Below are 23,782 nucleotides of genomic sequence, written 5' to 3' on the forward strand. Positions count from 1 at the left end.
TCCGCCAATGCCGGTGGTGCAACAAGCACGCGCGGGCGTACCATGGCTGGCAGGCCTTAACGACACTTATGGATAGAGCTTGCAATGACCCGACAATGGACCCCTGACAGCTGGCGCACCCTGCCGATCCAGCAGCAACCAATCTACCCCGACGCCGCGCACCTGCTGAAGGTGGAGCAGACCCTGGCCAGCTACCCGCCGCTGGTGTTCGCCGGCGAAGCCCGCGAGCTGCGCCGGCAGTTCGCCGAGGTGACCCAGGGTCGGGCGTTCCTGCTGCAGGGTGGCGACTGCGCCGAGAGCTTCGCCGAGTTCTCCGCGGCGAAGATCCGCGACACCTTCAAGGTGCTGCTGCAGATGGCCATTGTCATGACCTTCGCCGCCGGCTGCCCGGTGGTCAAGGTCGGGCGCATGGCCGGGCAGTTCGCCAAGCCACGCTCGGCCAACGACGAAACCATTGGCGACGTCACCTTGCCCGCCTACCGTGGCGACATCGTCAACGGTATCGGCTTCGACGCGAAAAGCCGCATTCCCGACCCCGAGCGCCTGTTGCAGGCCTACCACCAGGCCACCGCCAGCCTCAACCTGCTGCGCGCCTTCGCCCAGGGTGGCTTTGCCGATCTGCACCAGGTGCACAAGTGGAACCTCGATTTCATCGCCAACTCGGCGCTGGCCGACAAGTATCACCAGTTGGCCAACCGCATCGACGAAACCCTGGCCTTCATGCGCGCCTGCGGCCTGGACACGGCGCCGCAACTGCGCGAAACCAGCTTCTTCACCGCCCACGAAGCGCTGCTGCTCAACTATGAAGAAGCCTTCGTGCGCAGCGACAGCCTGACCGGCGACTACTACGACTGCTCGGCGCACATGCTGTGGATCGGCGACCGCACCCGCCAGCTCGACGGCGCCCACGTCGAGTTCCTGCGCGGCGTGCACAACCCGATCGGGGTCAAGGTCGGCCCGAGCATGAACCCCGAGGAGCTGATCCGCCTGATCGACGTGCTCAACCCGGACAACGACCCGGGCCGCCTGAACCTGATCGTGCGCATGGGCGCCGGCAAGGTCGGCGACCACCTGCCGGGGCTGATCCGCACCGTGCAGCGCGAGGGCCGCCAGGTGCTGTGGAGCTCGGACCCAATGCATGGCAACACCATCAAGGCCAGCAGCGGCTACAAGACCCGCGACTTCGCGCAGATCCTCGATGAGGTCAAGCAGTTCTTCCAGGTGCACCAGGCCGAGGGCAGCCACGCCGGTGGCATCCATATCGAGATGACCGGGCAGAACGTCACCGAGTGCATTGGCGGCGCCCGGCCGATCACCGAGGACGCGCTCTCCGACCGGTACCACACCCACTGCGACCCGCGTATGAACGCCGACCAATCGCTGGAACTGGCCTTCCTGATCGCCGAAACCCTCAAGCAGGTACGCCGCTGAGCAACGCCTGACGCAGCCGGCTGCCCTCGGCGCGGGGGCAGTTGAGCTGCACCTGCGCCAGGCCCAGCCAGTTGGCCAGCTTCTGCAGGCTGAGCGCCAACGCCTGGTAGCCCGCCTCGTCCAGCCCCATCGCCTCTTCGTGCACCGCATGCACTGCCAGGCGTCCGTGGGCGCGTTCGGCACGCAGGTCCAGGCGCGCGGCGATGCGCCCGTCGTGCAGGAACGGCAGCACGTAGTAGCCGTACACCCGCTTGTGCGCGGGAGTGTAGATCTCCAGGCGGTAGCGGAAATCAAACAGGCGCTCGGTGCGATCCCGCGCCCAGACCAACGAATCGAACGGCGAGAGCAAGGCGCTGGCTTCGATACGCCGGGGAATCCGTGGCACATCCGCGACATAGGCCGGCTGTTTCCAGCCCTGCACGGCGCAGGCCTGCAGGCGCCCGTCCTCGACCAGCACAGCCAGGGCGGCCTTGCTCTGCTGCGGCGAGAGGCGAAAGTAATCACGCAGATCCTGTTCGGTGGCCACGCCCAGGGCGCCGGCCGCGTGCAGCAGCAAGCCCTGGTGCGCTTCAGCCTCGCTGGGCTGGGCCTGATCGAGGATTTCCGCTGGTAGCACCCGCTCGGGCAGGTCGTACAGGCGCTCGAAACCGCGACGCCCGGCCACGGTGACCTCGCCAGCGGCGAACAGCCATTCCAGCGCGTGCTTTTCTTCGCTCCAGTCCCACCAGGGGCCGGCGCGTTCCTCGCGGGTCGACAGACTGCCTGCACCCAACGCGCCGCGCTCGCGCACGGCAGCCAGTACCCGGTCGATGACCTCGCGCCGCTCCCGGCCAAAGGTCGCCAGCTGCCGGTAGATGCCCTTGCCGTCGGCGGCGTCGGCCATGCGCCAGCGCATCAGCGGGTAGAGCTCCAGCGGCAGCAACGACGCCTCATGCCCCCAGTATTCGAATAGCCGCCGCTGGCGGCGCTTGCCCCAGGCGAGCTGGTCCAGCAGGTCGGCTGGATAGTCGCCAAGGCGCGAGAACAACGGCAGGTAATGAGAGCGCACCAGGGCATTGACCGAGTCGATCTGCACCACGCCCAGGCGCTGGAGCATGCGCTTGAGATTGGCGAGGGTCGGCGGCTGCGCGGGCGACTTGCCAAAGCCCTGGGCGGACAAGGCCAGGCGGCGGGCCTGGGCGAGGGACAACTGGAAGGACATGAGGTGGCTCCGTCTGGTGTCCAGACATTAAAGACGCAATCGCGGGGCAAGCCCCGCGATTGTAACCACCTTCATTTACGCAACGGGTCCTCCCAGAAATGCCGGTCGGCCTCCTGCTGGATATCCGCCCGCGACAACCCCAGGTCGTGCAGCGTGGCATCGCTCAGACGCGCCAGCTCGTCACGCTGGCGGTGCAGTTCGAACCAGCGCAGCACCAGCCCGCTGGCGTCGTGCCACAGATGGCCCAGGGATGCGGCCGGTTGGTGAGCTACGTTGAAATGACCTTTCATCATGACGCCCTCCTTGTGGATGGCTCCAGTCTCGTCCCAGGCCTAAGATCAATCCAACGAATGTTTCTGATGCCATGCATCTCGGAGATTGATGCCATGTCCCAGTATCAGAGTCTCGACGCCGAGGTGCTGCGCACCTTCGTCGCCATTGCCGAGCAAGGCGGCTTCACCCGCGCCGGCGAAGTGGTCAACCGCACCCAGTCGGCGGTGAGCATGCAGATGAAGCGCCTGGAAGAGGACATCCTGCAGCGCCAGCTGTTCGAGCGCGATGGCCGCCAGGTGCGCCTGACCGCCGAGGGCCAGGTGCTGCTGGGCTATGCCCGACGCATCCTCAAGTTGCATGGCGAGGTGTTCAACACCCTGCGCATGCCGCACATGGTCGGGGTGGTGCGCATCGGCACCCCGGACGACTACGCCATGCGCTACCTGCCGGGCATCCTCACCCGCTTCGCCCAGGCCTACCCGCTGATCCATGTCGAGGTGCATTGCGATTCGTCCAAGCAGCTGATGCTGCGCCAGGACCTGGACCTGACCATCGTCACCCGCGAGCCCGGCAACGAGGTCGGCCAGTTGCTGCGCCAGGAGCGCCTGGTGTGGGCCGCGGCCAAGGGCTTCTGCCCGCAAGAGCAGCGGCCCATGCCACTGGCGCTATTCAACACCGACTGTTTTTGCCGCGCCTGGACCTGCAATGCCCTGGAGCGCCACGGTATCGAGTACCGCATCGCCTACACCAGCCCGAGCCTGGCGGCGATCTTCGCCATCGTGCAGGCGGGGCTGGCGGTGACCGCGCAGTTGCACAGCCTGGTCGGCGGCGACCTGCGCATCCTCGGCGAGGACGACGGCCTGCCGCAGTTGCACATGGCCAATGTGATGCTGCTGCGCAATGACCAGCAGCATTCGCCGATCACCGACTGCATGGCCGAGTACATCGTCGAGGGGTTCAAGTAAGCCGAGGACGCTTCGCGCCCTTTTCGCCGGCAAGCCGGCTCCCACAGAGGGCGATGGGCTCTGCAGCCCCTTGCGCTCAGAGCTCGAACCCGAGCATCACCGCGCACACCACCAGAAACACACAGAACATCGAGCGCAGTACCTTTTCCGGCAACGCGTGGGCCAGCTTCACCCCCCAGCTGATGCTCAGCAACCCGCCCACCGCCAACGGCACCCCGATGCTCCAGTCCACGCTCTGGTGCAGGCCGTAGGTCAGCAGGGTCACCGCGGTGCTCGGCGCCGCCAATGCCAGCGACAACCCCTGGGCCACCACCTGGGTGGTGCCGAACACGGAGGTCAGTATCGGCGTGGCCACCACCGCGCCGCCCACACCGAACAGCCCGCCCATGGTCCCGGCAAAGCTGCCCAGCACGCCCAGCCATGGCCAGGGATAGCGCAGCTGGTTGCTCGGCGGTTTCACCGGCAGGAACATGCGCGCCACGTTCCACAACGCCAAGGCCACCAGGAAACCGACGAAATACAGGCGCATCGACTGGGCATCGATGCCCACTGCCCAGATCGACCCCAGCCAGGCGAACAAAAAGCTGCACAACGACAGCGGCACGGCGTGGCGCAACTCGATGCGGTTGCGCTGGTGATAGCGCCACAACGCAAGCAGCACGTTGGGCACCACCATCACCAGGGCGGTGCCCTGAGCCAGTTGCTGGTCAAGGCCGAACAGCACCCCCAGCGCCGGGATCGCGATCAGCCCGCCACCAATCCCGAACAAGCCACCCAAAGTGCCCAGGGCTGCGCCCAAAACGATGTACATCAACCACTCGATCATTCGCGCCTCATCCGCCTGCTCTCAGAGAATGCCGGCATGCTACCCAGTCCCGGCTGGCGGGGAAACGCACAGCAGCGCACAATGGCTTTGCGCAATCCGCACAAGCAGAGCCGTCATGAGCCCCGATATCCTCACCGAACAACTGAGTCTTTTTCTCGATGTGCTGGAGACCGGCAGTTTTTCCGCCGCCGCCCGCCGCCATCCGCTCACGCCTTCGGCGGTGGCCAGGCGCATCGACAGCCTGGAAAACGCGGTAGGCAGCCGCCTGTTCTCGCGCAGCACCCACGCGGTGCGCGCCACGCCGGCCGGTAATGCGTTTGCCGAACGGGCCCGGCGCATAATCGAGGAGCTGCGCCTGGCCCGGGCCGAAGCGGTATCCCTGAGCAACGCCCCCGAAGGGCTGATCCGCATCGACGCCCCGGCCGCTTTCGGCCGGCGTCACCTCGCTCCGGCCATCGCCGACTTCCTGGTGGCCTACCCCGGGCTCGACGTGCAACTGCGCCTGATCGACAGTTTCGTCGACCTGCACGGCAGCCACCTGGGCGTAGTCGACCTGGTGCTGCGCGCAGGCCCCCTGGCCGACACCCGCCTGGTGGCCACGCCACTGGCGTATATGGTGCGGATCGCCTGCGCCAGCCCGGCGTACCTGGCCAATCGCGGCGTACCGGCCTGCCCGAGCGAGTTGCCTGGGCATGACGGCCTCGACTGGGACGGCCTGGCGCCACCGTTCGCCTGGCGCTTCGAGGTCGGCGGCCAGATCCGCCTGTACCGCCCGACGCGCATGCGCATGGCCGCCAACAATGCCGAGACGCTGCTGTTCGGTGCCTTGGCCGGGCTGGGCATCGCCCACCTGCCGACCTGGCTGGTCAGCGACTACCTGCTGCGCGGCGAACTGCTCCCCCTGTTCTGCGACAACGGCCTGCCGGCCCCCGAAACCAGCGGGATTTATGCACTGCGCCTTGAACATGAAACGAACTCTCGCAGCCGCTTGCTGCTCGAATTCCTCAAGAGCCGTTTCAGCCCGGTGCCGCCCTGGGACCTGGCGCTGAGAAGCGAGCTGCGCTGGCAATGAGCGCACCAAGCTTTGGCGTGCTAGATTTTATTACTCACCGATTCCAAGGACCTGCATGAACGCCGACACCCAAGCCACCTGCGACGCGCTGCTGCTGGACAACCAGGTCTGCTTCGCCCTGCACTCGACCTCGTTGTTGATGACCAAGGTCTACAAGCCCCTGCTGCAGGCCCTGGGCCTGACCTACCCGCAGTACCTGGCCATGCTTGTGCTGTGGGAGCAGGACGGCCTGACCGTGGGCGAGATCAGCCAGCGCCTGCTCACCGACCCCGGCTCCCTGACCCCGCTGCTCAAGCGCCTGGAAAGCGAAGGCCTGCTCAAGCGCAGCCGCAGCCGCGAGGACGAACGGGTGGTGCTGGTGCAACTGACCGACAAGGGCCGCGCCCTGCAGGCCGAAGCCCAGCGCGTGCCGCAATGCATCCTGCAGGCCAGCGGCCACAGCGCCGAGCAACTGCGCAAACTGCAGGCCGACCTGCTCGCCCTGCGCGCGCAGCTGCAAGAAAACCTCTGACGTCTAAGCTGTGAGATGGCTGTTCGGATGAATGGTCGAATATTTAACTTGCGCACTAAATAATTGCGCGCTAAGTTAAGCCCATACCCACTCAGCGCCGACGGCGCACAGCACCCAAGCGAGGCTCAAGATGCAAAAGGTCACTCCGCTGTACATCGCAGAAGCCACTTCCACCGGTGGTCGTGATGGCAAATCCCGCTCCAGCGACGGCAAGCTGGAAGTCAAGCTGAGCACCCCGAAAGAGCTGGGCGGCGCCGGGGGTGAAGGCACCAACCCCGAGCAGATGTTCGCCGCGGGTTACTCGGCCTGTTTCATCGGCGCGCTGAAGTTCGTCGCCGGCCAGGAGAAAAAAGCCCTGCCAGCTGACGCCTCGATCACCGCCAAGGTCGGCATCGGCCAGATCCCCGGTGGTTTCGGCCTGGACATCGACCTGCACATCAACCTGCCTGGCCTGGCCCAGGCCGACGCCGAAGGGCTGGTGGAGAAGGCGCACAAGGTCTGCCCGTACTCCAACGCCACCCGCGGCAATGTGGATGTGCGCCTGCATGTGACGGTGTGAATGCCTTCGCGGGGCGAGCCGACTTGCCCCGCGATGAAGGCGCCACGGTTTCACGAGCACAAAAAAACCCGGCCAAGGCCGGGTTTTTCGTGCTCATCGCAAGAAGGATTACTTCTTGGAACGGCCTTTGAAGCTGTTGTCGCGAGTGTCGATGTCGATCCACTCGTCGATCTGGATGAAGTCGGCAACCTGGATCTCGGTACCGTTCTTCAGCTTGGCAGGCTTCATGACCTTGCCCGAGGTGTCGCCACGTGCGGCGTTCTCGGTGTAGGTAACCTGGCGGCTGATGGTGGTCGGCAGTTCTACCGATACCAGGCGGCCTTCGAAGAAGACGGCTTCGCAGATGTCTTCCATGCCTTCTTCGATGTACGGCAGAACGGCGTCGATGTCTTCGGCGTTCAGCTCGTACATGGTGTAGTCGGTGGTGTCCATGAAGGTGTACGAGTCACCGCTGATGAACGACAGGGTCGCTTCTTTGCGATCCAGGATCACGTCGTCCAGCTTGTCGTCCGCACCGTATACGGTTTCGGTCTTGTAGCCGGTCAGCAGGTTCTTCAGCTTGGTCTTCATGATCGCGCTGTTACGGCCCGACTTGGTGAACTCAGTTTTCTGAACCAGCCACGGGTCGTTGTCGATCCGCAGTACGGTACCGGGTTTCAGTTCTTTACCAGTTTTCATTACGAAGTATCCGAATCTGGATGGATTTATAAAAATCGAGGCCGCGTATCATAGCGAATTTCGGTAAAACTGTACCAGCTTCGTGGCGAGGTCCGGCCGAGCGGCCTGCGTGACCTGCCACTGGCGGGCATGTTCGCGCACTTCCTCCCAGTGTGGCTGCAGCGCCTGCCAGGCCTGCCCCATCGGGCGATCCATGTTCCAGGCCCGCCACAGCTCGCTCAGCGCCTGCCCGGCGGCGGCCGACAGCCCATGGCGATAAAGGGCGAGGAATGCTTCGAGCTTTTCCCAGTGGGCGTTCTCTTCCTGGATGTAGATGTGCCACAGCATCGGCACGCCAGCCCATTGCGCCCGCACGAACGAGTCCTCGCCGCGCACGGCGTTGAAATCGCAGCTCCACAGCAACCGGTCGTAGTCGTCCTGGCTGACGAAAGGCAGCACCTGGACCGTCAAGGCGCCGCGCCGATGCAGCGCCCCCACGGCCAGGTCCGCCTCGCCCAGCCACTGGCCGAGGTCACCCAGGATGCGCCCCTGCGGTACCAGCAGGTGGCTGGGCTGCGCGCCTTCGGCCAGTACGTCGAGCCAGTTGCCCAACTGTGGATTCTCATAGGCGAACAGCGAGATCAGCCGCGCCCCGGCCTCGGGGTGGACGCCCAGCCCTGCCAGGAACCTCGCCCGCTCGTCCGGCGCCTGACGAAACGCCTGGCAACGGGGCAGCAAGGCAGCTTCGCGCAGCAGGCCACCGGTCTTCTCGGTGAAACCCGGGAAGAAAAAGAACTTGCGCAACCCATTGGCCTGGGGCGACGGCAAGCCATGGCAGCCATCCACCCAGTCTTCGGCACTGAGGTAGTCCAGGTTCAGCCACAAGGGCGGCGTGGCCTGCCTGCCCATGGCCTCGACATAGGCCTGCGGCAGCTGGCAGGCGAAGGCGCCCACCACCACCTGCGCCGGCTCCGCGCCTTGCCACGTGGCCGGCCAGTGGCGCACCTCGACCCCCTGCCGCCACTGCTGCTCGGCTTGGCTGTCGGCCTCTGGGCACAGGGGCACGAAGGCTTGCAGGTCATCCACCCACAGGCGCACGGCCAGGTCATGCTCGCTCGCCAGCTGGCGCGCCAGGCGCCAGGTGACGCCGATGTCGCCATAGTTGTCGACGACCGTGCAGAAGATGTCCCAGGTGGTTTTCATCGCCACGTTCCGTTACCTGCGGAAAAAAGACCGCGGATTTTGCTGAAAAATGCCGGCCAACAAAAGCGCGGCGCTGAAAATACCTGCCGCGGCATGCGAGAATGGCGCCCTAGCCCCGCCTGCCAGGAGGCCACCATGCCCCGCCCCCGCGAATTGAAGATAACCTTGAAACCGGTGCAACTGGTGCTGTGCGTCGCCCTCGGCCTGTGGCTCGGCGCATTGGCGATCGCCGTGAGCCTGTGGCTGGCCCTGCACTTGTGGCCACAGCAGGTGCAACCGCTGGTCGAGGCCACCGCCCCCGCGCAGGTCCTGCCTGCGCCAACTGCTCCTCCAGCGCCACCGGCCGATGCCCAGGCGCAGATGTTCGAACATTACAAAGACATCCTGCACAACCAGGAATTGCAGCAGGCCGCCGAGGCCGCCCAGGGCAACCCGCGCAACCTGAACAGCCCCAAGTGCCAGTTCTGGCTGCAGCAGAACCGTACCGCGCCGACCGACAAGAGCCAGGCCAACGTATTGGAGTTCTGCTACTGACCATGGACAAGGCCACCCTGCTGCAGCGCATCGTCACCACCCTTGAGCACGACATGGAGGTGCTGCGCCGCGCCGCCCAGACCGCCTACGAGGCCGCCACCGCCGAAGAGAATATCGCCGAGAACAAGTACGACACCTTGGGGCTCGAGGCTTCGTACCTGGCCACCGGGCAGGCTCGGCGCACCGCTGAGATCCGCCAGGCGCTGCAGACCTACCAGCAACTGGTGCCGCGCGACTATGACCCGGCGCGGGGGATCCAGGTCGGCTGCCTGGTGACCCTGGAGGATGAACAGGGCCTACGCCGCAGGCTGTTCCTCGGTCCCGAGGGCGCCGGCTTGAAGATTGGTGAGGGAGAGGCGTTGGTGACGGTAATCACGCCTCGCGCACCGCTAGGCCAGCAACTGCTTGGCAAGCGCCTGGATGACGAAGTACGCCTGGTGCTGGCTGGGGTAGCGCAGGTGCAGTTCATCATCGATATCGTCTGAAAGGGCGTTATCGCTGCAAGGCGTCGAAACGCTGTGCCAGCCCCTGCTCGGCAAACTGCTCCACCACGAAATCGATGAAGGCGCGGGTCTTGCCCGGCAACAGCTTGCGCTCGGCGTAGTACAGGCTGATATGCCCATCGTCGACGTACCAGTCCGGCAGCACCCTGCACAGGCGATCTGAAGTCAGGTAAGGCAAGGCAAAAGGCAGGCTGACCAGGGCGATGCCCAGGCCCTGCTCGGCCACCGCGCAGGCGGCATCCGAATCGCTCATGGTCATGTGTTGCGGCAGCCGCAAGGGTTGTTGCTCCTGCCAGCGGCTGGTCAGCGGCCAGCTGCGCACCCTGCCGGTCTGCGGCGAGCGAATGAGGATGCCGGTGCAAGCCTGCAACTGTTCCGGCCGATCGATCGGCCCGTGCTGCCGCACATAGCCCGGCGAGGCCACCAGTACCCGGTGCGCGGGCGTCAGCTTGCGTGCCACCACCCCGGGCGGCAGCTCGAAACCACCGCCGAGGGCGGCGTCGAAACCTTGGCCGATCAGGTCGACCTGGCGGTTGTCGAAATGCCAGTCAGGCGAGATCGCCGGGTAACGGCGCAGGAACTCGCCCAACAGCGGCACAACGTACAAGCGCCCGAACACCGTGCCCATGCTCACCCGCAGCAGCCCCGCCGGTTGCCCCTCTGCGCTGGCCAGGTTGGCCATGGCATATTGGATGGTACGCAGGCTGTCGCCGACCTCGCCCAGGAAGCGCTGCCCGGCCTCGGTCAAAGTGAGCTTGCGCGTGCTGCGCTGGAACAACCGCACCCCCAGGCGCGCCTCCAGTTGGGCGACGTTCTTGCCCACCGCCGCAGGGGTCAATGACAAACGCCGGGCCGCCTCGGCGAAACTGCCGACCTCGGCACTGCGCACGAAGCATTCCAGGCTACTGAACGATTCCATACTCTTCATTGCCAACCAAAGGTTTACTCTGTAGATCGCTATTACCATCTTATCAGCATGCAATCCACGGTCGATACTGTGTCCATCCAAGGCATCCGGCCTTGCTTGAACGCAGGAGATCAGCATGTCCCAAGTACTTCCCCTCACCGGCAAGGTGGCCCTGGTCCAGGGCGGTTCCCGTGGTATCGGCGCGGCCATCGTCCGCCGCCTGGCCCGCGACGGCGCCAAGGTCGCCTTCACCTATGTCAGCTCGAGCGCCAGCGCCGAGGCCTTGGCAGGCGAGATCAACAGCGGCGGCGGCCAAGCCCTGGCCCTGCGCGCCGACAGCGCCGACACCCAGGCCGTGCAGCAAGCCGTGGCCGACACCGCGAAGGCGTTCGGCGGCCTGGACATCCTGGTCAACAACGCCGGCGTGCTGGCGGTGGCGCCGGTCGCCGAGTTCGACCTGGCCGACTTCGACCGGCTGTTGGCGGTCAATGTGCGCAGCGTGTTCGTGGCCACCCAGGCGGCGGTGAAGTACATGGGCCAGGGTGGACGGGTCATCAACATCGGCAGCACCAACGCCGAGCGCATGCCGTTCGCCGGTGGCGCGCCCTATGCCATGAGCAAGTCGGCGCTGGTCGGCCTGACCAAGGGCCTGGCCCGTGACCTGGGGCCGCAGGGGATCACCGTCAACAATGTGCAGCCTGGGCCGGTGGACACCGACATGAACCCGGCCAGTGGCGAGTTCGCCGAGAGCCTGATCCCGCTGATGGCCATCGGGCGCTATGGCCAGGCGGACGAGATCGCCAGCTTCGTGGCCTACCTGGCGGGGCCTGAGGCCGGCTACATCACCGGCGCGAGCCTGCTGGCCGATGGTGGTTTCGCGGCCTGAACCAACACCCTGTCGCGGGGCAAGCCCGCTCCAACGCGCAGTCACGCGTGGGAGCGAGCTTGCCCCGTGCTGCCGTCAACACGGTTAAGTTGAAAACCATAAATTGGCATCATGCCGGGCACTTCCTGATACTTGTCGCCATTCAACCTTGCCTGCACCGAGACTGCCCATGAATTCCCCGACTCTGAGTCGCGCCCTGATCCTGCTGATGGCCACCGCCACCGGCCTGGCCGTGGCCAGCAACTACTACGCCCAGCCCTTGCTGCACAGCATCGCCGAGCAGTTCGGCCTGAGCACCGCCAGCGCCGGCACCATCGTCATCGCCGCCCAGCTCAGCTACGGCGCCGGGCTGCTGTTGCTCGCGCCACTGGGCGATCTGTTCGAGCAGCGGCGGCTGATCGTCACCATGGTGCTGATCGCCACCGCCGGGTTGGTGATCAGTGCCTGCGCGCCAAGCCTGCCGTGGCTGTTGTTCGGCACGGCGCTGACCGGGCTGTTCTCGGTGGTGGCCCAGGTGCTGGTACCCATGGCTGCCGCGCTCAGTGCTCCAGATCAACGCGGCCGCGCCGTGGGCACGCTGATGAGCGGCCTGTTGCTGGGCATCCTGCTGGCGCGCACCGCCGCAGGCTTCATGGCCGAGCTGGGCGGCTGGCGCAGCATCTACGTGCTGGCCGCAGTGCTGATGGCCATCAGTGCCCTGGCCCTGTACCGCAGCCTGCCGCAACACCACAGCCACGCCGGCTTGAAATACCCGGCGCTGATCGGCTCGGTGTTCCGCCTGTTCGTCGAGGAACCGGTGCTGCGCCTGCGCTCGCTGCTGGGTTTGCTGGCGTTCAGCCTGTTCGCGCTGTTCTGGACACCGCTGGCGTTCCTGTTGAGCGAGGCGCCCTACCATTACTCCGACGCGGTGATCGGCCTGTTCGGCCTGGCCGGGGCGATCGGCGCACTGGCGGCGAACTGGGCCGGGCGCCTGGCCGACCGCGGCAAAGGCTCGCTGGGCACCACCGTGGGGCTGGTGGCGCTATTGCTGTCGTGGGTACCGCTGGGGTTTGCGCAGAACTCGCTGGTGGCGTTGCTGGTGGGCGTGCTGTTGCTCGACCTGGCGGTGCAGCTAGTGCACGTGAGCAACCAGAATGCGGTGATCGTGCTGCGCCCCGAGGCGCGTACGCGGCTCAATGCCGGCTATATCACCTGCTACTTCATTGGCGGGGCGCTGGGGTCGCTGCTGGGCACGCAACTGTTCGAAGTGCATGGCTGGGATGGGATCGTGGTGGCCGGGCTGGTGATCGGTGCGCTGGCGCTGCTGGTGTGGGGGTTGGCTGAGCGCCGGCGGGGGAAGCTAGTGGTGCCAGCCTGAAAGTATTTTGCTGACAACACTGGCCTCATCGCCGGCAAGCCGGCTCCCACAGGGTATCGCGCAACATCTGTGGGAGCCGGCTTGCCGGCGATGAGGCCCGCGCAAGAATCAGGGCCTGCCCTCGATAAACGCTTCGTCCACCCGCGCCAGCTGGGTCTCGCTCAACACCCCGGCCTGGTAATGCAGCTTGATCCACGCCAGCAGGTAGTCGTAGCGGGCCTGGGCCAGGTCGCGGCGGGTGGTGGCCAACTGCTGTTCGGCGTTGAGCACGTCCAGGTTGACCCGCTCGCCGCCTTGCACGCTCTTGCGCGTGGACACCACCAGCGCCTCGGCCGCCACCAGCGCCCGCTGGTAGGCACGCAGCTGGCTGGCGCCGGACTGGCAGGCGTTGTACTGCTTGCGCAGCTCGATCAAGGCACTGCGCGTGTTGCCATCGAGCTCGTACTCGGCCTGCTCAAGGTGCCGGCTGGCCTGGCGGGTCGAAGCCAGCACCCCGCCCCCGGCGAAGATCGGCACGCTCACTTCGATGCCCACGGTATTGGTGTCGTAGCGCTGGTTGTAGGTGTTGCCGCTGTCCGACTCCTGGCGCCGCGAAGTAGCGAACGCGGTGACCTTGGGCAGGTGCCCGGCACGATTGCGCTCGACCTCGTAGCGCGCCACTTCCAGGGCCTGGCGCGATGACGCCAGTTGCGGGTTGTTGGCCAGGGCTCGCTCCTGCCAGGCTTCGTAGCCGCTGGGGTCGACCACCGGCAAGGCAAAGCCCAGGCGCAGCGGCGCCAGGTCCTCGACCCGCACCGCCGGCTCGCCGATCAGCGCGCCCAGTTCGCGCAGCGCGGCATCCTGTTCGTTGCGCGCCTTGATCTCCTCGGCATCGGCCAGCTCGTAGCGGGCCTGGGCCTCGAGAATATCGGTGCGCGTGCCCTCGCCGGCGTCGAACAGACGTTGGTTCTGCTGGAACTGCTGGCGGTAGGCCTGCTTGCTGGCGACGCTGATGGCAATCTGGTCCTGGGCGAACAGCGCCTGGGTGTAGCTGGTCATCACCCGCACCAGCAGTTGCTGGCTCTGGTCGCGGAAGCTCTCATCGGCGAACAGCGCCTGGGCCACGCCCTTGCGATAGCTCGAGTAGGCTTCATAGTCGAACAGCGGCTGCTGGAGGATGAAGGTCGAGCCCATGCTGTTGTAGGTGCGGTCTTCCTTTTGCCGGCGCGAATCGCCGAGGTAGCGCACCTCGGAATCGTTGCGGCCCTTGTTGTAGCTGTACGACAGGCTGGGCAGCAGGCCGGCGCGGCCGATGGCGCGGTATTCCTGGCCAGCTTCGCGGGCCTTGAACGCCGCGAGGTAGGTCGGGTCGCGGCGCAGGGCCTGCTCGTATACCTGGAACGGCCCCATGGCGGCCTGGGCGGCGGTCGGCAGCCAGGCGCAGGCCAGCAGCAGCCCGATCAGTGGGAACTTCTTCACTGGCGGTCCTTATTGTTCGGTCAAGGCGGTGCCTGCACGGTCGAGCAGGGGTTTGAACAGGTAGTTGAGCAGCGAGCGCTCGCCGGTACGCACGAACAGCTCTGCGGGCATGCCTGGGCGTATGGCCAGGCCCTGCAGACGCGCCAGCGCTTCTTCGCTGACCGTGCTGCGCAGCACGTAGTACGGCTGGCCGCTGCGCTCGTCGATCAGTTGGTCGGCCGACACCAGCGCCACTTCGCCGGTAACCCGTGGCGTGCGGTTCTGGTTGAAGGCGGTGAACAGGATGTCCACCGGCAACTGCGGCGCCACCTTGTCCACCAGGTTCACCGGCAGGCGCCCTTCCACTTCCAGCGCGGTGCCCTGGGGCACGATCTCCAGCAGGGTATCGCCGGCCCGCACCACGGCGCCTTCGGTGTGCACGCCAAGGTTCACCGCGATGCCGTCGGCGGGGGCGATGATCTCGCTGTGCTGCAGCTCAAAGTGCGCGGAGTTGAGCTGCTGCTCCAGGGTCGCGGCCTTGACCTGGGCTTCGGCCAGCTGGCTGCGCACCTCTTTCTGATATTCCTCGCGGCGCTGCTGCAAGTTGAGCCGGGCTTCGACGATCACCTGCTCCAGGCGCGCGCTTTCGCCGGCGTTCTGCGCCAGGTCGCGCTGCACCTGCGACAATTGGCGCTGGTATTCCAGCACGCGGTTACGCGGGATATAGCCCTCGCCGGCCAGCGGGCGCAGGCTGTCGAGCTGCTCGCGCAACGAGTCGGCCTGGGCCTGCAGGTCGCCGCGCGCCCGGCGCATGCCGGTCAGCTGCGCCAGGGAGCCGTCGATGCTGGCGGCCAGGGCGCCCTGCTCGCGGGCCTGGGCCTGACGGCGGCTGTCGAACAGCTGGCGCTGGCCTTCGAGGATCAGCGCCAGGCGGGCGTCGGCGTCTTCGAGCAGTTCCGCGGGAAACTGCACCAGGCCGAGGTTGTCACGCTCGCTCTGCCAGCGTGCCAGGGCGGCGCGGGTCATGCGGTACTGGGCCTGCAGCGCATCGACGTCGGCCTGCACCTGGGTGCGGTCGAGGCGGAACAGCGGCTCGCCCTGACGCACCAGCTGGCCTTCGCTGACCAGGATGCGGCTGACCACGCCCGCGCCCATGGACTGCACCGCCTTGCGCTTGCCCGACACCACCACGGTGCCTTGCACCGGCACGCCCTGGTCGAGCGGGGCGAAGCTGGCCCAGGCCATGAAGCCGCCGAAACCGACCAGGGTCAGCCACCACCCCAGACGAACATGGAAACGTGCATCACGGGTGTGCTGGCTCATGCGCCACCTCCGGCTTGCAGGGGTCGTTGCGCCGGGGCCTGGCCCATGGCGTGGAGGATGTCGCGGGCCGGGCCGAAGCCCTGCATGCGCCCTTCGTTCATCACCAGCAGCTTGTCGGCCTGGGCCAGCGCCGCGCTGCGGTGGGTCACCAGCACCACGGTGCGGCCCTGGGCCTTGAGCTGGACGATGGCGTTGGCCAGGGCGGCTTCGCCGTGGCTGTCGAGGTTGGAGTTGGGTTCGTCGAGCACGATCAGCCGGGCATCGCCGTACAGGGCGCGGGCCAGGGCGATGCGCTGCTTCTGGCCGCCGGAGAGGTCCACTCCCTCCTCGCCCAGGCGCGTGTCGTAGCCCTGGGGCAGGCGCAGGATCAGGTCATGCACGCCCGCCAGGCGCGCCGCCTCGACCACCTTGATGCCGTCCAGCTCGCCAAAGCGGGCGATGTTCTCGGCGATGCTGCCGCGCAGCAACTCGATGTTCTGCGGCAGATAGCCGATGTGCGGGCCCAACGCGTCGCGGTCCCATTGGCTGAGCTCGGCGCCATCGAGGCGCACATGGCCGCCGAGGGTCGGCCAGACACCGACCAGCACCTTGGCCAGGGTCGACTTGCCCGACCCCGAAGCCCCCAGCACGCCGAGCAGTTCACCCGGCGCCAGGGCGAAGTTCACCTGTTGCAGGGTGGCCAGGTTGCGCCCGGGCGGGCCGGCGCTGACCTGCTCCACCGCCAGTTGCCCGGTGGGCACCGGCAAGGACATCGGCGTCGGCGGCTCGGGGTGTTCGCGCAGCAGCCCGTCCAGGCGCTGGTAGGCCAGCTGCGCGCCGCTCCATTGCTTCCACACCGCGATCAACTGGTCGATCGGCGCCAGCACCCGGCCCATGAGGATGGAGCCGGCGATCATCATGCCCGGGGTCATCTGCCCCTCGATCACCAGCAGCGCGCCCAGCCCCAGCACCAGCGATTGCAGGCACAGGCGCAGGCCCTTGCTGGTGGCGGTGATCACCGCCGAGGTGTCGCTGGCCTTGTTCTGCAGATCGAGGAAACGTCCGTGCAGGCTGAACCAGCGCTGGCGCAGCGCGCCAAGCATGCCCATGGCCTGGATGCTCTCGGCGCTCTGCAACTGGCTGCCGGCCAGTTGCGTCGACTGCTGCTGGAAGCCACTGGCCTCGGCCAGGGTGGCATGGGTGAGGCGCTCGTTGAGGATCGCCAGGGCGATCAGCAGCAGCGCGCCGACCGTGGCCATCACGCCCAGCCAGACGTTGAAGGCGAAGATCACCGCCAGGTAGATGGGGAACCAGGGGGCATCGAAGAAAGCGAACAGCGCGGGGCCGGTGATGAACTGGCGCAGCTGGGTCAGGTCACCCAGGGCCTGGCCGGCGGCGCCGTCGCGCTGGCGCAAGTTGCGTTCGAAGGCGGCGCGATAGACCTTCAGGTTGAACGTCTTTTCCAACTGGTTGCCGACCCGAATGACAATGAAACTGCGTACGGCCTCGAGCCCGCCGATATAAACGAAGAAGCCGACAACCATCAATGTCAGCACCCACAAAGTTGTCGTGCTCTGCGAACTCAGTACACGGTCGTACACTTGAAGCATATATATCGACGGCACCAGCATGAGCAAGTTGATCAATGCCGTGAAACAGCCAACGCTGATCAACGTCGACTTATGTTCGCCGAGTGCCGCCCACAAAGGCGCCCCGGGCTTTTTGCTCGGTAGTTTCATGTTTCGCCCTTGCTTGCCTGAAACTTTCAAGTTTCAGGCCGGGTTTATTTGTCCAGGTGCTGGAGCACCAGTTGGGTACCATCCGGCCGGGTCCAGGCGTAACGCTTGGCCCCTTCGCGGCTGAAGTGCACCACGCTGCTGCCGTCGCCGCCCACCAGGGCCAAGGTGTCAGGGGTCACCAGCCAGCTGCCGGGGCGCAGGCCCAGCAGGTCCCTGGCGCAATCCAGGTCGCCTTCGATTTCGCCTTCGTTGGCGCCCAGGTGCAGGTTGCAGGCTTGCGCTTGCTGCTGTTCGGGGTAAAGCGTCCAATTACCGGCCATTTGCGCGGCGTTGGGGAGTAACAGGCTGCTCGCCATACCTACCTCGGTCATCGACATCAGGGTAATCGCGGCCAGCGCGATCGTTCGCAAGGTTGCTTTCATTCGTCTGCCTCGCCGACAAAAGGGCGACGCGCGAGCGCCGCCCCCTGCTACATCAGACCACGATGTCGGTGACAGCGGCCTGGCCAACGGTGGTCACCAGGAAATCAGCCGAGGCGTTTCCGGTGAAGTCGATGGACAGGCTGCCCAGGTTGGTGGCCTGGTCGTAGGTCAGCAGCGCCTCGCCGGCATGGCCGGTGAAGGCATCGACGAACTGCAGCGGCAGCTTGTTCACGGCGAACGCGGAGATGGCCGACAGGTCGATCTTGTCCACGCCCGAGGTGAAGTCCATGATGCGGTCCGGCGCCGCCTTGGTGGAGTCGCTGACAGCCGCGAACACGAAGGTGTCCGAGCCGCTGCCGCCCCACAGCTGGTCGGCGCCGCCGCCGCCGTAGATGATGTCGTTGCCGGCACCACCCTTGAGCACGTTGGCCAGCGCATTGCCGATCAGCAGGTCGTTGCCCGAGCCGCCGATGGCGTTCTCGATGGTCACGCCCTTGGCGATGGACACGTTGCCGACCATGCCGCCGACGTCGGAGAACGACGCTTCGTTGAGGTTGATCTTCTGGTTCTGGGTGAAGCCCGAGAAGTCGAAGGTGTCGTTGCCGCCACCGTCCCACACCGAGAACACCAGCTTCGACGAGGCCGAGGTGGCCGAGTAGAAGTCGCGATCAGCGGTGGAGTTGAAGCCGTAGGTGGTGTCGCTGGCACGGGTGGCGTAGTTGGCGCCGTAGAGCTTCTGGATCGCCAGGATGTCGTCCATCAGCGGGGCCGAGGCGTAGTACTGACCACCGCCCTTGATGAAGTTCTGCCCGTTGTTGCTTTCGCTCCAGTAGCTCATGACGCTGTAGCCACGGGTGTCCTGAGCGTAGTCGGCGTCACGGTAGGTCGGGTTGCCCTCGCCGGCGTTGTAGTCGCCGGGGTGGGACAGGCCGAGCACGTGGCCGATCTCGTGGGTCAGGGTCTGGCGCCCGTAGTTACCGGTGCCCGGGGTGATGTTGACCTGGTAGCCGCTGTTGATCAGGTACCAGGACTCGCCCTTGTGCGAACCCGGGCCGTCGAACGGCAGGTAGGCGAACGCCGCGCCGCCGTTGCTGGCGCTGAAGTTGCCGAAGGTCATGTGACCGTCGCCGCCCGATCCTGCCTCGGTGAAGGTGACCTTGGCCACGTCCGACCAGGACTGCATGGAGAGCTTGGCCTGTTGTTTCTGCAGGTCGCTGAACTGGCTGAACGAGCCCAGTCCACGGCTGTAGAAGTCAGACGGTGCCTTGGTCAGGAAGGTGTAGGTGAGGCTGATCGTGCCGTCCTTGTTCAGGTCCTTCCAGGCTGCGCCATCACGCAGGAGGTGATCGGCGGCCTGGTCGACCGTGAAGGACTTCTTGCCATTGATGTTCGCGCCGCCGCGATCGTACTGGTGGGCAAAGCTATCGATCAGGCCGAAGGACGAACTTGGCCCCTTCGGCTGCAGTGCGGAAACGGCCGATGCAATAGCGTTTTCTTTGACTTTCGACATGCAGGTTACTTCCTTGTTTACAAAAAAGCAGTTGATGTCAGACAGGATTTCCCACCTGGCGAGAACTTCCTGTCACTCGCCTTTATTAGGCGCAAAAAAACTGACACATAATGAAACTTGATGTCCAGCGTTTTTTGACGTCATTTTTTCGTTTTCGAAAACTCAACTGCGTCGTACTTATTTGCGCAAACTGCCATGGATCAATGGCGCCAGCTGCAAGCATTAGTTCCAATCATGACCCTAGGACTTTATAGACGACGATTCGAAGTTTACTTTCGAAAATGCGACCTGTGCCTGTGGTTTGCCATCAACGCTTCGTTTAGGCGCTTTACTACGCGACAACCCGCCGCACGACCCTCCGTCGCCTCGGCGTTGACTTGCCAGCGTACGGAGCGCTCAGTAGGCGTTGGTCAAAGGCCCCCTTCCTGACAGGACGACACAATGACAAGACTCACGGTGCAATCCGGCGATTTCTTGCAAGGTGAAGGCGAGTATCGCAATGGAGCGCTCACACTCAAGACCCCGCGCAGCCCTTCGCCCGGCGAGCGCATTTCGCTGGCGCGGATCAAGGATCTGAAGCTGGCCAACCTCGAGTCGACCCGCAGCCTGGGCACCGCCCTGGGCTGGGGGGTGGCCGGTGCCCTGGTGGCCGGCCCGGTCGGCCTGCTCGCCGGCCTGCTGCTGGGCGGCAAGGAAGAGGAAGTCACCTTCCTCGCCACCTTCAAGGATGGCCGCAAGCTGCTGGCCATCACCGACGGCAAGACCTGGTCGAAGATCGACGACAGCTGGCGCCGGCACCAGCGCCCGGCGGCGGCCTGAATCGCGCCCCGCTTCGTTCGTATTGACTGTACTGGCGTCATCGCCGGCAAGCCGGCTCCCGCAGGAAACGTGCATGCCTAAGCATTGTACGGTATCGGTGGGAGCGGCGGCGCGCCGGATCCCACGTCTGCATCCCTGAAAGCCTCGGCAGCCTGCTACCATGGCGCCCTTTTGCCTGCCCGACAGCTGCCGAGCGATAACGGCGCGTCCGCTTTTCAAGGAGCCTTGCATGACCCCGCTTCGCCCCCGCCTGCCCTTGGGCCTGCTCGGCCTGGGCCTTGCCCTGCACAGTGGCCATGGCCTTGCCGACGACAGTGTGGCCCTGGCCCCCGTGCGCATCTCGGATGTTCAGGACAGCGGCTACCAGGCACGCGAAGCCCAGGTCGGCGGCCTGCACAGCGCGCCACTGCTCGATACCCCGGCAGCGGTCAGCGTGTTCAGCCGCCAGCTGCTGGACGACCGCCAGGTGCGCAAGCTGAGCGAGGTGCTGCAGAGCGATGCCTCGGTGGGCGAAAGCTATGCGCCGATCGGCTACTACGAGAACTTCAACGTGCGCGGCTTCGAGCTCAACGCCGCCAGCAGCTACCGGGTCAACGGCCAGACCATCGCCGGCGAGCAGAACGTGGCGCTGGAGAACAAGCAGCAAGTGGAGCTGCTCAAGGGACTGTCCGGGTTGCAGAGCGGCGTGTCGGAGCCCGGCGGGCTGGTCAACTACGTGACCAAGCGCCCTGAGGATGTGCGCAGCATAAGTGTGTCGAGCAACGAACAGGGCGAGCGCTACCTGGCCACCGACCTGGGCGGCTGGTTCGGCGCCGAACGCCAGCTGGGCCTGCGGGTAAACCTGGCCCACGAGGACATTCGCTCCTATGTCGATCATGCCGACGGCAAGCGCGATTTCGCCTCCGTGGCGCTCGACTGGCAGATCAACCCGAATGCCGTCCTGGAGCTGGATGCCGAGTACCAGCACCGCGAGCAGTATTCGGTACCCGGCTATCAACTGCTTGGCGGCAACCAGCTGCCCCATGGCGTCGACCCCAAGGATCACCTGGCCTGGCAGTCCTGGGCCAAGCCCGTGCAGAACGACTCGCTGAACCTGGGCGGGCGCTTCAAATACCAGTTCAACGACAACTGGAACGGTACCTTGAGCGCCTCGCGCAGCAAGGTGGTAATCGATGACTACAGCGCATTCGCCTGGGGTTCGAGCGAAGGGTCCTACTTCGGCAGCAATGGCGACTACGACATCTACGATTTCCGCAGCCCTGACGATACCCGCCGCATCGACGAAGCCCAGGCCATGCTCGACGGGCGCTTCGATGCCTTGGGCGTGAGCCATGAGCTGACCGTCGGCACCAGTGCGCAACGCCGCACGCTTGACCAGCGACCGGGCTACAACGAGTGGCGAGGCACGGGCAACATCCATACCGGTGCACCAGCGGTTGAGCCGTCGGACAAGCCCATTGGTAGCAGTGAGCGCCGCCTGGACAGCCGCCAGTACGGCCTGTTCTTCAGCGACCGCATCACCTTCAACGACAATTGGCAGACCGTGATCGGCGCCCGGGAAGTGCGCCTGGACGAAAAGACCTGGGACCAGAATGGCGTCGCCGGGCGCCACACCCGACAGTACCAACTGCTGCCCAACGCAGCTTTGATCTACAAGCCGCAGCCGGACACCACCTTGTACGCCAGCTATGCGAAAGGCTTGTCCTCGGGTGGCACCGCCCCCTGGTATGCCAGCAACGCGTTCGAAATCCTCGCCCCGACCCTGTCGCGCCAACTAGAAGTCGGCATCAAGCGTGACTGGCAGGGCATGAGTTTCAGCGCAGCCCTGTTCCAGATCCGCCAGGCGTACCAGTACGCCCGCCCCGACGGAACCCCGGCGCCGACCTACGTGCAATCGGGCCAGCAGAAGAACACCGGCCTGGAGCTCGGCGCCAGCGGCTGGGCAACCTCCAACCTGCAGATCCAGGCCAGCGCCGCAGTGATCCGCGCCCGGGTGCAGAACAGCGACACCACCGCCTACGAAGGCCACCAGGCAATCAACGTGCCGCGCCTGCGCGCCGCGCTGCAGGCCGACTACGCCCTGCCCGTCCCCGGCCTGGCACTGCTCGGCGGTGCACGCTACAGCGCCAGCAAGTACGCAAGCTCAGCAGGCAATGTCGAAGTCGGCGGCTACACCGTATTCGACATCGGCAGCCGCTACCGCACGAACATCGGCGGCTACGACACCGTGCTGCGCCTGACCGTGGACAACGTCTTCGACAAGCGCTACTGGCGCGACGTGGGCGATTACCTAGGCGACAACTACCTGTTCCAGGGCGCGCCGCGCACGGCACGGCTGTCGGCCTCCGTAAGTTTCTAAAGGGGCTGCTTCGCAGCCCATCGCCGGCAAGCCGGCTCCCACAGGAGATCGCATTACCTTGTGGGAGCCGGCTTGCCGGCGACTCGATCGCACAGGTAAAAACAAGCGACAAACAAAAAGCCCCCTAACCTTTCGATTCGGGGGCTTCTCGTAGAATGTGGCGGTGAAGAAGGGATTTGAACCCTTGATACGATTTCTCGTATACACACTTTCCAGGCGTGCTCCTTCGACCACTCGGACACTTCACCGTTTTCTCTTCAAGCTATTCAGCCTGTCGAGGCGCGCTAATTTAGTAGAAGAGCTTTTACTTGGCAAGCATTTTTTTCAGAATTTTCATGCGCTTAAGGCAATCGGCCGAAAACTCTGGCCAATCAGGGCAATGCTGCCATTGTACCCAGCGCTTTTTCCCACCCTCCCAGTGCTGCCCAGATGGCGCAAGGCACTGCGGCGCGGCGCTGACCGACCAGTCAGCCTTGGTGCTTTACCTGGCCGGCGCCGCTGGGTAACGTCGTCGCCACGCCATCCAAAGGACTCTGCTATGAGCGAGCTGATTACCTACCACGCCGAAGACGGCATCGCCACCCTGACCCTGAACAACGGCAAGGTCAATGCCATCTCCCCGGATGTGATCAAAGCCTTCAACGCCGCGCTCGATCGCGCCGTCGAGGAACGCGCGGTGGTGATCATCACCGGCCAGCCGGGCATTCTCTCCGGCGGCTACGACCTCAAGGTGATGACCGCCGGCCCCAAGGAGGCCGTTGGCCTGGTCACCGCCGGCTCCACCCTGGCCCGGCGCCTGCTGTCGCACCCCTTCCCGGTGATCGTCGCCTGCCCCGGCAATGCCGTGGCCAAGGGCGCCTTCCTGCTGCTGTCGGGCGACTACCGCATCGGTGTCGAAGGCCCTTACAAGATTTGCCTGAACGAAGTGCAGATCGGCATGACCATGCACCACGCCGGTATCGAGCTGGCCCGTGACCGCCTCGGCCGTGCGGCGTTCCAGCGCTCGGTGAACAATGCCGAAGTGTTCGACCCGCAGGGTGCCCGGGAAGCCGGCTTCCTCGACAAGGTGGTGCCAGCTGAACAGCTGCACGAAACCGCCCTGGCCGCCGCCCGCGAAATGAAGAAGCTGAACATGCTGGCGCACAAGAACACCAAGCTGAAGGTACGCAAGGGCCTGCTGGAGGCGCTGGACGAGGCGATCCTGGCGGACCAGAACCACCTGGGCTGAGTCCGTCCAGGGATTTTCCTCACAGGACTTTGTGGGAGCGGGCTTGCCCGGCGATGCGTTCACCCAGGGTGACACCATCGC

23 protein-coding genes and 1 tRNA gene are annotated in these 23,782 nt (G+C 65.4%); 12 read left to right on the plus strand and 12 right to left on the minus strand.

What is annotated here, in order from left to right; translation table 11 throughout:
- Positions 1–84 precede the first annotated feature (84 nt).
- A complete protein-coding gene (locus tag ACODS9_RS24065; protein WP_038705662.1) occupies positions 85–1,431 on the plus strand; it encodes a class II 3-deoxy-7-phosphoheptulonate synthase in 1,347 nt (448 codons plus the stop codon).
- On the opposite strand, the gene ACODS9_RS24070 is transcribed toward ACODS9_RS24065, so the two are convergent.
- Entirely contained in the window at positions 1,412–2,632 is a 1,221-nt protein-coding gene (locus ACODS9_RS24070; protein ID WP_489094925.1) for a winged helix-turn-helix domain-containing protein, read from the minus strand. The genes ACODS9_RS24065 and ACODS9_RS24070 overlap by 20 nt on opposite strands.
- Before the next feature lie 71 nt (positions 2,633–2,703).
- On the minus strand, positions 2,704–2,922 hold the full coding sequence (locus ACODS9_RS24075) for a DUF1127 domain-containing protein (RefSeq protein ID WP_031316004.1): 219 nt from the start codon (positions 2,920–2,922) through the stop codon (positions 2,704–2,706).
- Between the two features lie 96 nt (positions 2,923–3,018).
- Here ACODS9_RS24075 and ACODS9_RS24080 point away from each other — a divergent pair, with 96 nt between their 5' ends.
- Complete coding sequence (locus tag ACODS9_RS24080) at positions 3,019–3,870, plus strand: LysR substrate-binding domain-containing protein (RefSeq protein WP_489094926.1); 852 nt, start codon at positions 3,019–3,021, stop codon at positions 3,868–3,870.
- 76 nt (positions 3,871–3,946) lie between these two features.
- Here the strand turns inward: ACODS9_RS24080 and ACODS9_RS24085 are convergent, their stop codons facing one another.
- A complete protein-coding gene (locus ACODS9_RS24085; RefSeq protein WP_046856563.1) occupies positions 3,947–4,696 on the minus strand; it encodes a sulfite exporter TauE/SafE family protein in 750 nt (249 codons plus the stop codon).
- Between the two features lie 115 nt (positions 4,697–4,811).
- Here ACODS9_RS24085 and ACODS9_RS24090 point away from each other — a divergent pair, with 115 nt between their 5' ends.
- From ACODS9_RS24090 to ACODS9_RS24100, 3 genes are all read left to right on the plus strand, one after another.
- A complete protein-coding gene (locus ACODS9_RS24090) occupies positions 4,812–5,768 on the plus strand; it encodes a LysR family transcriptional regulator (protein ID WP_489094927.1) in 957 nt (318 codons plus the stop codon).
- Positions 5,769–5,823: 55 nt separating this feature from the next.
- The gene (locus ACODS9_RS24095) at positions 5,824–6,279 is read left to right on the plus strand and encodes a MarR family winged helix-turn-helix transcriptional regulator (RefSeq protein WP_489094928.1); all 456 of its coding nucleotides are present in this window, start codon (positions 5,824–5,826) and stop codon (positions 6,277–6,279) included.
- Positions 6,280–6,409: 130 nt separating this feature from the next.
- Complete coding sequence (locus ACODS9_RS24100) at positions 6,410–6,838, plus strand: organic hydroperoxide resistance protein (protein ID WP_011532840.1); 429 nt, start codon at positions 6,410–6,412, stop codon at positions 6,836–6,838.
- Between the two features lie 108 nt (positions 6,839–6,946).
- Here the strand turns inward: ACODS9_RS24100 and efp are convergent, their stop codons facing one another.
- Together efp and earP are read right to left on the minus strand one after the other, a co-directional pair.
- The gene (gene efp, locus ACODS9_RS24105) at positions 6,947–7,516 is read right to left on the minus strand and encodes an elongation factor P (protein ID WP_489094929.1); all 570 of its coding nucleotides are present in this window, start codon (positions 7,514–7,516) and stop codon (positions 6,947–6,949) included.
- A gap of 48 nt (positions 7,517–7,564) precedes the next feature.
- A complete protein-coding gene (earP, locus tag ACODS9_RS24110; protein WP_489094930.1) occupies positions 7,565–8,698 on the minus strand; it encodes an elongation factor P maturation arginine rhamnosyltransferase EarP in 1,134 nt (377 codons plus the stop codon).
- Positions 8,699–8,833: 135 nt separating this feature from the next.
- Between earP and ACODS9_RS24115 the strand changes: the two genes are divergently transcribed.
- Both ACODS9_RS24115 and ACODS9_RS24120 read left to right on the plus strand, forming a co-directional pair.
- Positions 8,834–9,232: a hypothetical protein gene (locus ACODS9_RS24115; RefSeq protein ID WP_489094931.1), complete on the plus strand. Its 399-nt coding sequence runs from the start codon at positions 8,834–8,836 to the stop codon at positions 9,230–9,232.
- A gap of 2 nt (positions 9,233–9,234) precedes the next feature.
- The gene (locus tag ACODS9_RS24120) at positions 9,235–9,717 is read left to right on the plus strand and encodes a GreA/GreB family elongation factor (protein ID WP_489094932.1); all 483 of its coding nucleotides are present in this window, start codon (positions 9,235–9,237) and stop codon (positions 9,715–9,717) included.
- A gap of 7 nt (positions 9,718–9,724) precedes the next feature.
- Here ACODS9_RS24120 and ACODS9_RS24125 read toward each other — a convergent pair whose 3' ends face one another.
- Positions 9,725–10,654 carry a LysR family transcriptional regulator gene (locus ACODS9_RS24125; protein WP_489094933.1) on the minus strand — a complete coding sequence of 310 codons (930 nt, stop codon included), beginning with the start codon at positions 10,652–10,654 and terminating at the stop codon, positions 9,725–9,727.
- Between the two features lie 124 nt (positions 10,655–10,778).
- On the opposite strand from ACODS9_RS24125, the gene ACODS9_RS24130 reads away from it, so the two are divergent.
- Together ACODS9_RS24130 and ACODS9_RS24135 are read left to right on the plus strand one after the other, a co-directional pair.
- Positions 10,779–11,528 carry a 3-oxoacyl-ACP reductase family protein gene (locus tag ACODS9_RS24130; RefSeq protein ID WP_046856569.1) on the plus strand — a complete coding sequence of 250 codons (750 nt, stop codon included), beginning with the start codon at positions 10,779–10,781 and terminating at the stop codon, positions 11,526–11,528.
- A gap of 169 nt (positions 11,529–11,697) precedes the next feature.
- The gene (locus tag ACODS9_RS24135; protein WP_401110075.1) at positions 11,698–12,885 is read left to right on the plus strand and encodes an MFS transporter; all 1,188 of its coding nucleotides are present in this window, start codon (positions 11,698–11,700) and stop codon (positions 12,883–12,885) included.
- A 108-nt stretch (positions 12,886–12,993) separates the two neighbouring features.
- On the opposite strand, the gene ACODS9_RS24140 is transcribed toward ACODS9_RS24135, so the two are convergent.
- The 5 genes from ACODS9_RS24140 to ACODS9_RS24160 form a co-directional block, all read right to left on the minus strand.
- Positions 12,994–14,343 (minus strand): TolC family outer membrane protein, encoded by a 1,350-nt coding sequence (locus tag ACODS9_RS24140; RefSeq protein WP_217866777.1) that lies wholly within the window; start codon positions 14,341–14,343, stop codon positions 12,994–12,996.
- Between the two features lie 9 nt (positions 14,344–14,352).
- Positions 14,353–15,645 (minus strand): HlyD family type I secretion periplasmic adaptor subunit, encoded by a 1,293-nt coding sequence (locus tag ACODS9_RS24145; RefSeq protein ID WP_401110079.1) that lies wholly within the window; start codon positions 15,643–15,645, stop codon positions 14,353–14,355.
- Positions 15,642–17,363, minus strand: coding sequence for a type I secretion system permease/ATPase (locus ACODS9_RS24150; RefSeq protein WP_489094934.1), 1,722 nt, complete (start codon positions 17,361–17,363; stop codon positions 15,642–15,644). Before ACODS9_RS24150 ends, ACODS9_RS24145 begins: the two co-directional genes overlap by 4 nt.
- 44 nt (positions 17,364–17,407) lie before the next feature.
- Complete coding sequence (locus ACODS9_RS24155; protein WP_489094935.1) at positions 17,408–17,773, minus strand: AprI/Inh family metalloprotease inhibitor; 366 nt, start codon at positions 17,771–17,773, stop codon at positions 17,408–17,410.
- 64 nt (positions 17,774–17,837) lie between these two features.
- On the minus strand, positions 17,838–19,295 hold the full coding sequence (locus ACODS9_RS24160) for a serralysin family metalloprotease (protein ID WP_401110088.1): 1,458 nt from the start codon (positions 19,293–19,295) through the stop codon (positions 17,838–17,840).
- A gap of 441 nt (positions 19,296–19,736) precedes the next feature.
- Here ACODS9_RS24160 and ACODS9_RS24165 point away from each other — a divergent pair, with 441 nt between their 5' ends.
- Both ACODS9_RS24165 and ACODS9_RS24170 read left to right on the plus strand, forming a co-directional pair.
- Positions 19,737–20,114 carry a hypothetical protein gene (locus ACODS9_RS24165; protein WP_046856576.1) on the plus strand — a complete coding sequence of 126 codons (378 nt, stop codon included), beginning with the start codon at positions 19,737–19,739 and terminating at the stop codon, positions 20,112–20,114.
- A 229-nt stretch (positions 20,115–20,343) separates the two neighbouring features.
- Complete coding sequence (locus tag ACODS9_RS24170) at positions 20,344–22,473, plus strand: TonB-dependent siderophore receptor (protein ID WP_489094936.1); 2,130 nt, start codon at positions 20,344–20,346, stop codon at positions 22,471–22,473.
- A 158-nt stretch (positions 22,474–22,631) separates the two neighbouring features.
- Here the strand turns inward: ACODS9_RS24170 and ACODS9_RS24175 are convergent.
- A tRNA-Ser gene (locus tag ACODS9_RS24175) sits at positions 22,632–22,721 on the minus strand.
- Positions 22,722–23,011: 290 nt separating this feature from the next.
- On the opposite strand from ACODS9_RS24175, the gene ACODS9_RS24180 reads away from it, so the two are divergent.
- Positions 23,012–23,701, plus strand: a complete 690-nt coding sequence (locus ACODS9_RS24180; protein WP_046856578.1) for a crotonase/enoyl-CoA hydratase family protein — start codon at positions 23,012–23,014, stop codon at positions 23,699–23,701.
- Positions 23,702–23,782: the final 81 nt, after the last annotated feature.

This window comes from Pseudomonas sp. FG36, from assembly GCF_057809275.1.

What these genes read in the sequence shown, in the direction of transcription:
- ACODS9_RS24065 (WP_038705662.1), top strand. Translation starts at nt 85, where the DNA reads ATGACCCGACAATGGACCCCTGACAGCTGGCGCACCCTGCCGATCCAG.
- ACODS9_RS24070 (WP_489094925.1), bottom strand. Translation starts at nt 2,632, where the DNA reads ATGTCCTTCCAGTTGTCCCTCGCCCAGGCCCGCCGCCTGGCCTTGTCC.
- ACODS9_RS24075 (WP_031316004.1), bottom strand. Translation starts at nt 2,922, where the DNA reads ATGAAAGGTCATTTCAACGTAGCTCACCAACCGGCCGCATCCCTGGGC.
- ACODS9_RS24080 (WP_489094926.1), top strand. Translation starts at nt 3,019, where the DNA reads ATGTCCCAGTATCAGAGTCTCGACGCCGAGGTGCTGCGCACCTTCGTC.
- ACODS9_RS24085 (WP_046856563.1), bottom strand. Translation starts at nt 4,696, where the DNA reads ATGATCGAGTGGTTGATGTACATCGTTTTGGGCGCAGCCCTGGGCACT.
- ACODS9_RS24090 (WP_489094927.1), top strand. Translation starts at nt 4,812, where the DNA reads ATGAGCCCCGATATCCTCACCGAACAACTGAGTCTTTTTCTCGATGTG.
- ACODS9_RS24095 (WP_489094928.1), top strand. Translation starts at nt 5,824, where the DNA reads ATGAACGCCGACACCCAAGCCACCTGCGACGCGCTGCTGCTGGACAAC.
- ACODS9_RS24100 (WP_011532840.1), top strand. Translation starts at nt 6,410, where the DNA reads ATGCAAAAGGTCACTCCGCTGTACATCGCAGAAGCCACTTCCACCGGT.
- efp (WP_489094929.1), bottom strand. Translation starts at nt 7,516, where the DNA reads ATGAAAACTGGTAAAGAACTGAAACCCGGTACCGTACTGCGGATCGAC.
- earP (WP_489094930.1), bottom strand. Translation starts at nt 8,698, where the DNA reads ATGAAAACCACCTGGGACATCTTCTGCACGGTCGTCGACAACTATGGC.
- ACODS9_RS24115 (WP_489094931.1), top strand. Translation starts at nt 8,834, where the DNA reads ATGCCCCGCCCCCGCGAATTGAAGATAACCTTGAAACCGGTGCAACTG.
- ACODS9_RS24120 (WP_489094932.1), top strand. Translation starts at nt 9,235, where the DNA reads ATGGACAAGGCCACCCTGCTGCAGCGCATCGTCACCACCCTTGAGCAC.
- ACODS9_RS24125 (WP_489094933.1), bottom strand. Translation starts at nt 10,654, where the DNA reads ATGGAATCGTTCAGTAGCCTGGAATGCTTCGTGCGCAGTGCCGAGGTC.
- ACODS9_RS24130 (WP_046856569.1), top strand. Translation starts at nt 10,779, where the DNA reads ATGTCCCAAGTACTTCCCCTCACCGGCAAGGTGGCCCTGGTCCAGGGC.
- ACODS9_RS24135 (WP_401110075.1), top strand. Translation starts at nt 11,698, where the DNA reads ATGAATTCCCCGACTCTGAGTCGCGCCCTGATCCTGCTGATGGCCACC.
- ACODS9_RS24145 (WP_401110079.1), bottom strand. Translation starts at nt 15,645, where the DNA reads ATGAGCCAGCACACCCGTGATGCACGTTTCCATGTTCGTCTGGGGTGG.
- ACODS9_RS24150 (WP_489094934.1), bottom strand. Translation starts at nt 17,363, where the DNA reads ATGAAACTACCGAGCAAAAAGCCCGGGGCGCCTTTGTGGGCGGCACTC.
- ACODS9_RS24160 (WP_401110088.1), bottom strand. Translation starts at nt 19,295, where the DNA reads ATGTCGAAAGTCAAAGAAAACGCTATTGCATCGGCCGTTTCCGCACTG.
- ACODS9_RS24165 (WP_046856576.1), top strand. Translation starts at nt 19,737, where the DNA reads ATGACAAGACTCACGGTGCAATCCGGCGATTTCTTGCAAGGTGAAGGC.
- ACODS9_RS24170 (WP_489094936.1), top strand. Translation starts at nt 20,344, where the DNA reads ATGACCCCGCTTCGCCCCCGCCTGCCCTTGGGCCTGCTCGGCCTGGGC.
- ACODS9_RS24180 (WP_046856578.1), top strand. Translation starts at nt 23,012, where the DNA reads ATGAGCGAGCTGATTACCTACCACGCCGAAGACGGCATCGCCACCCTG.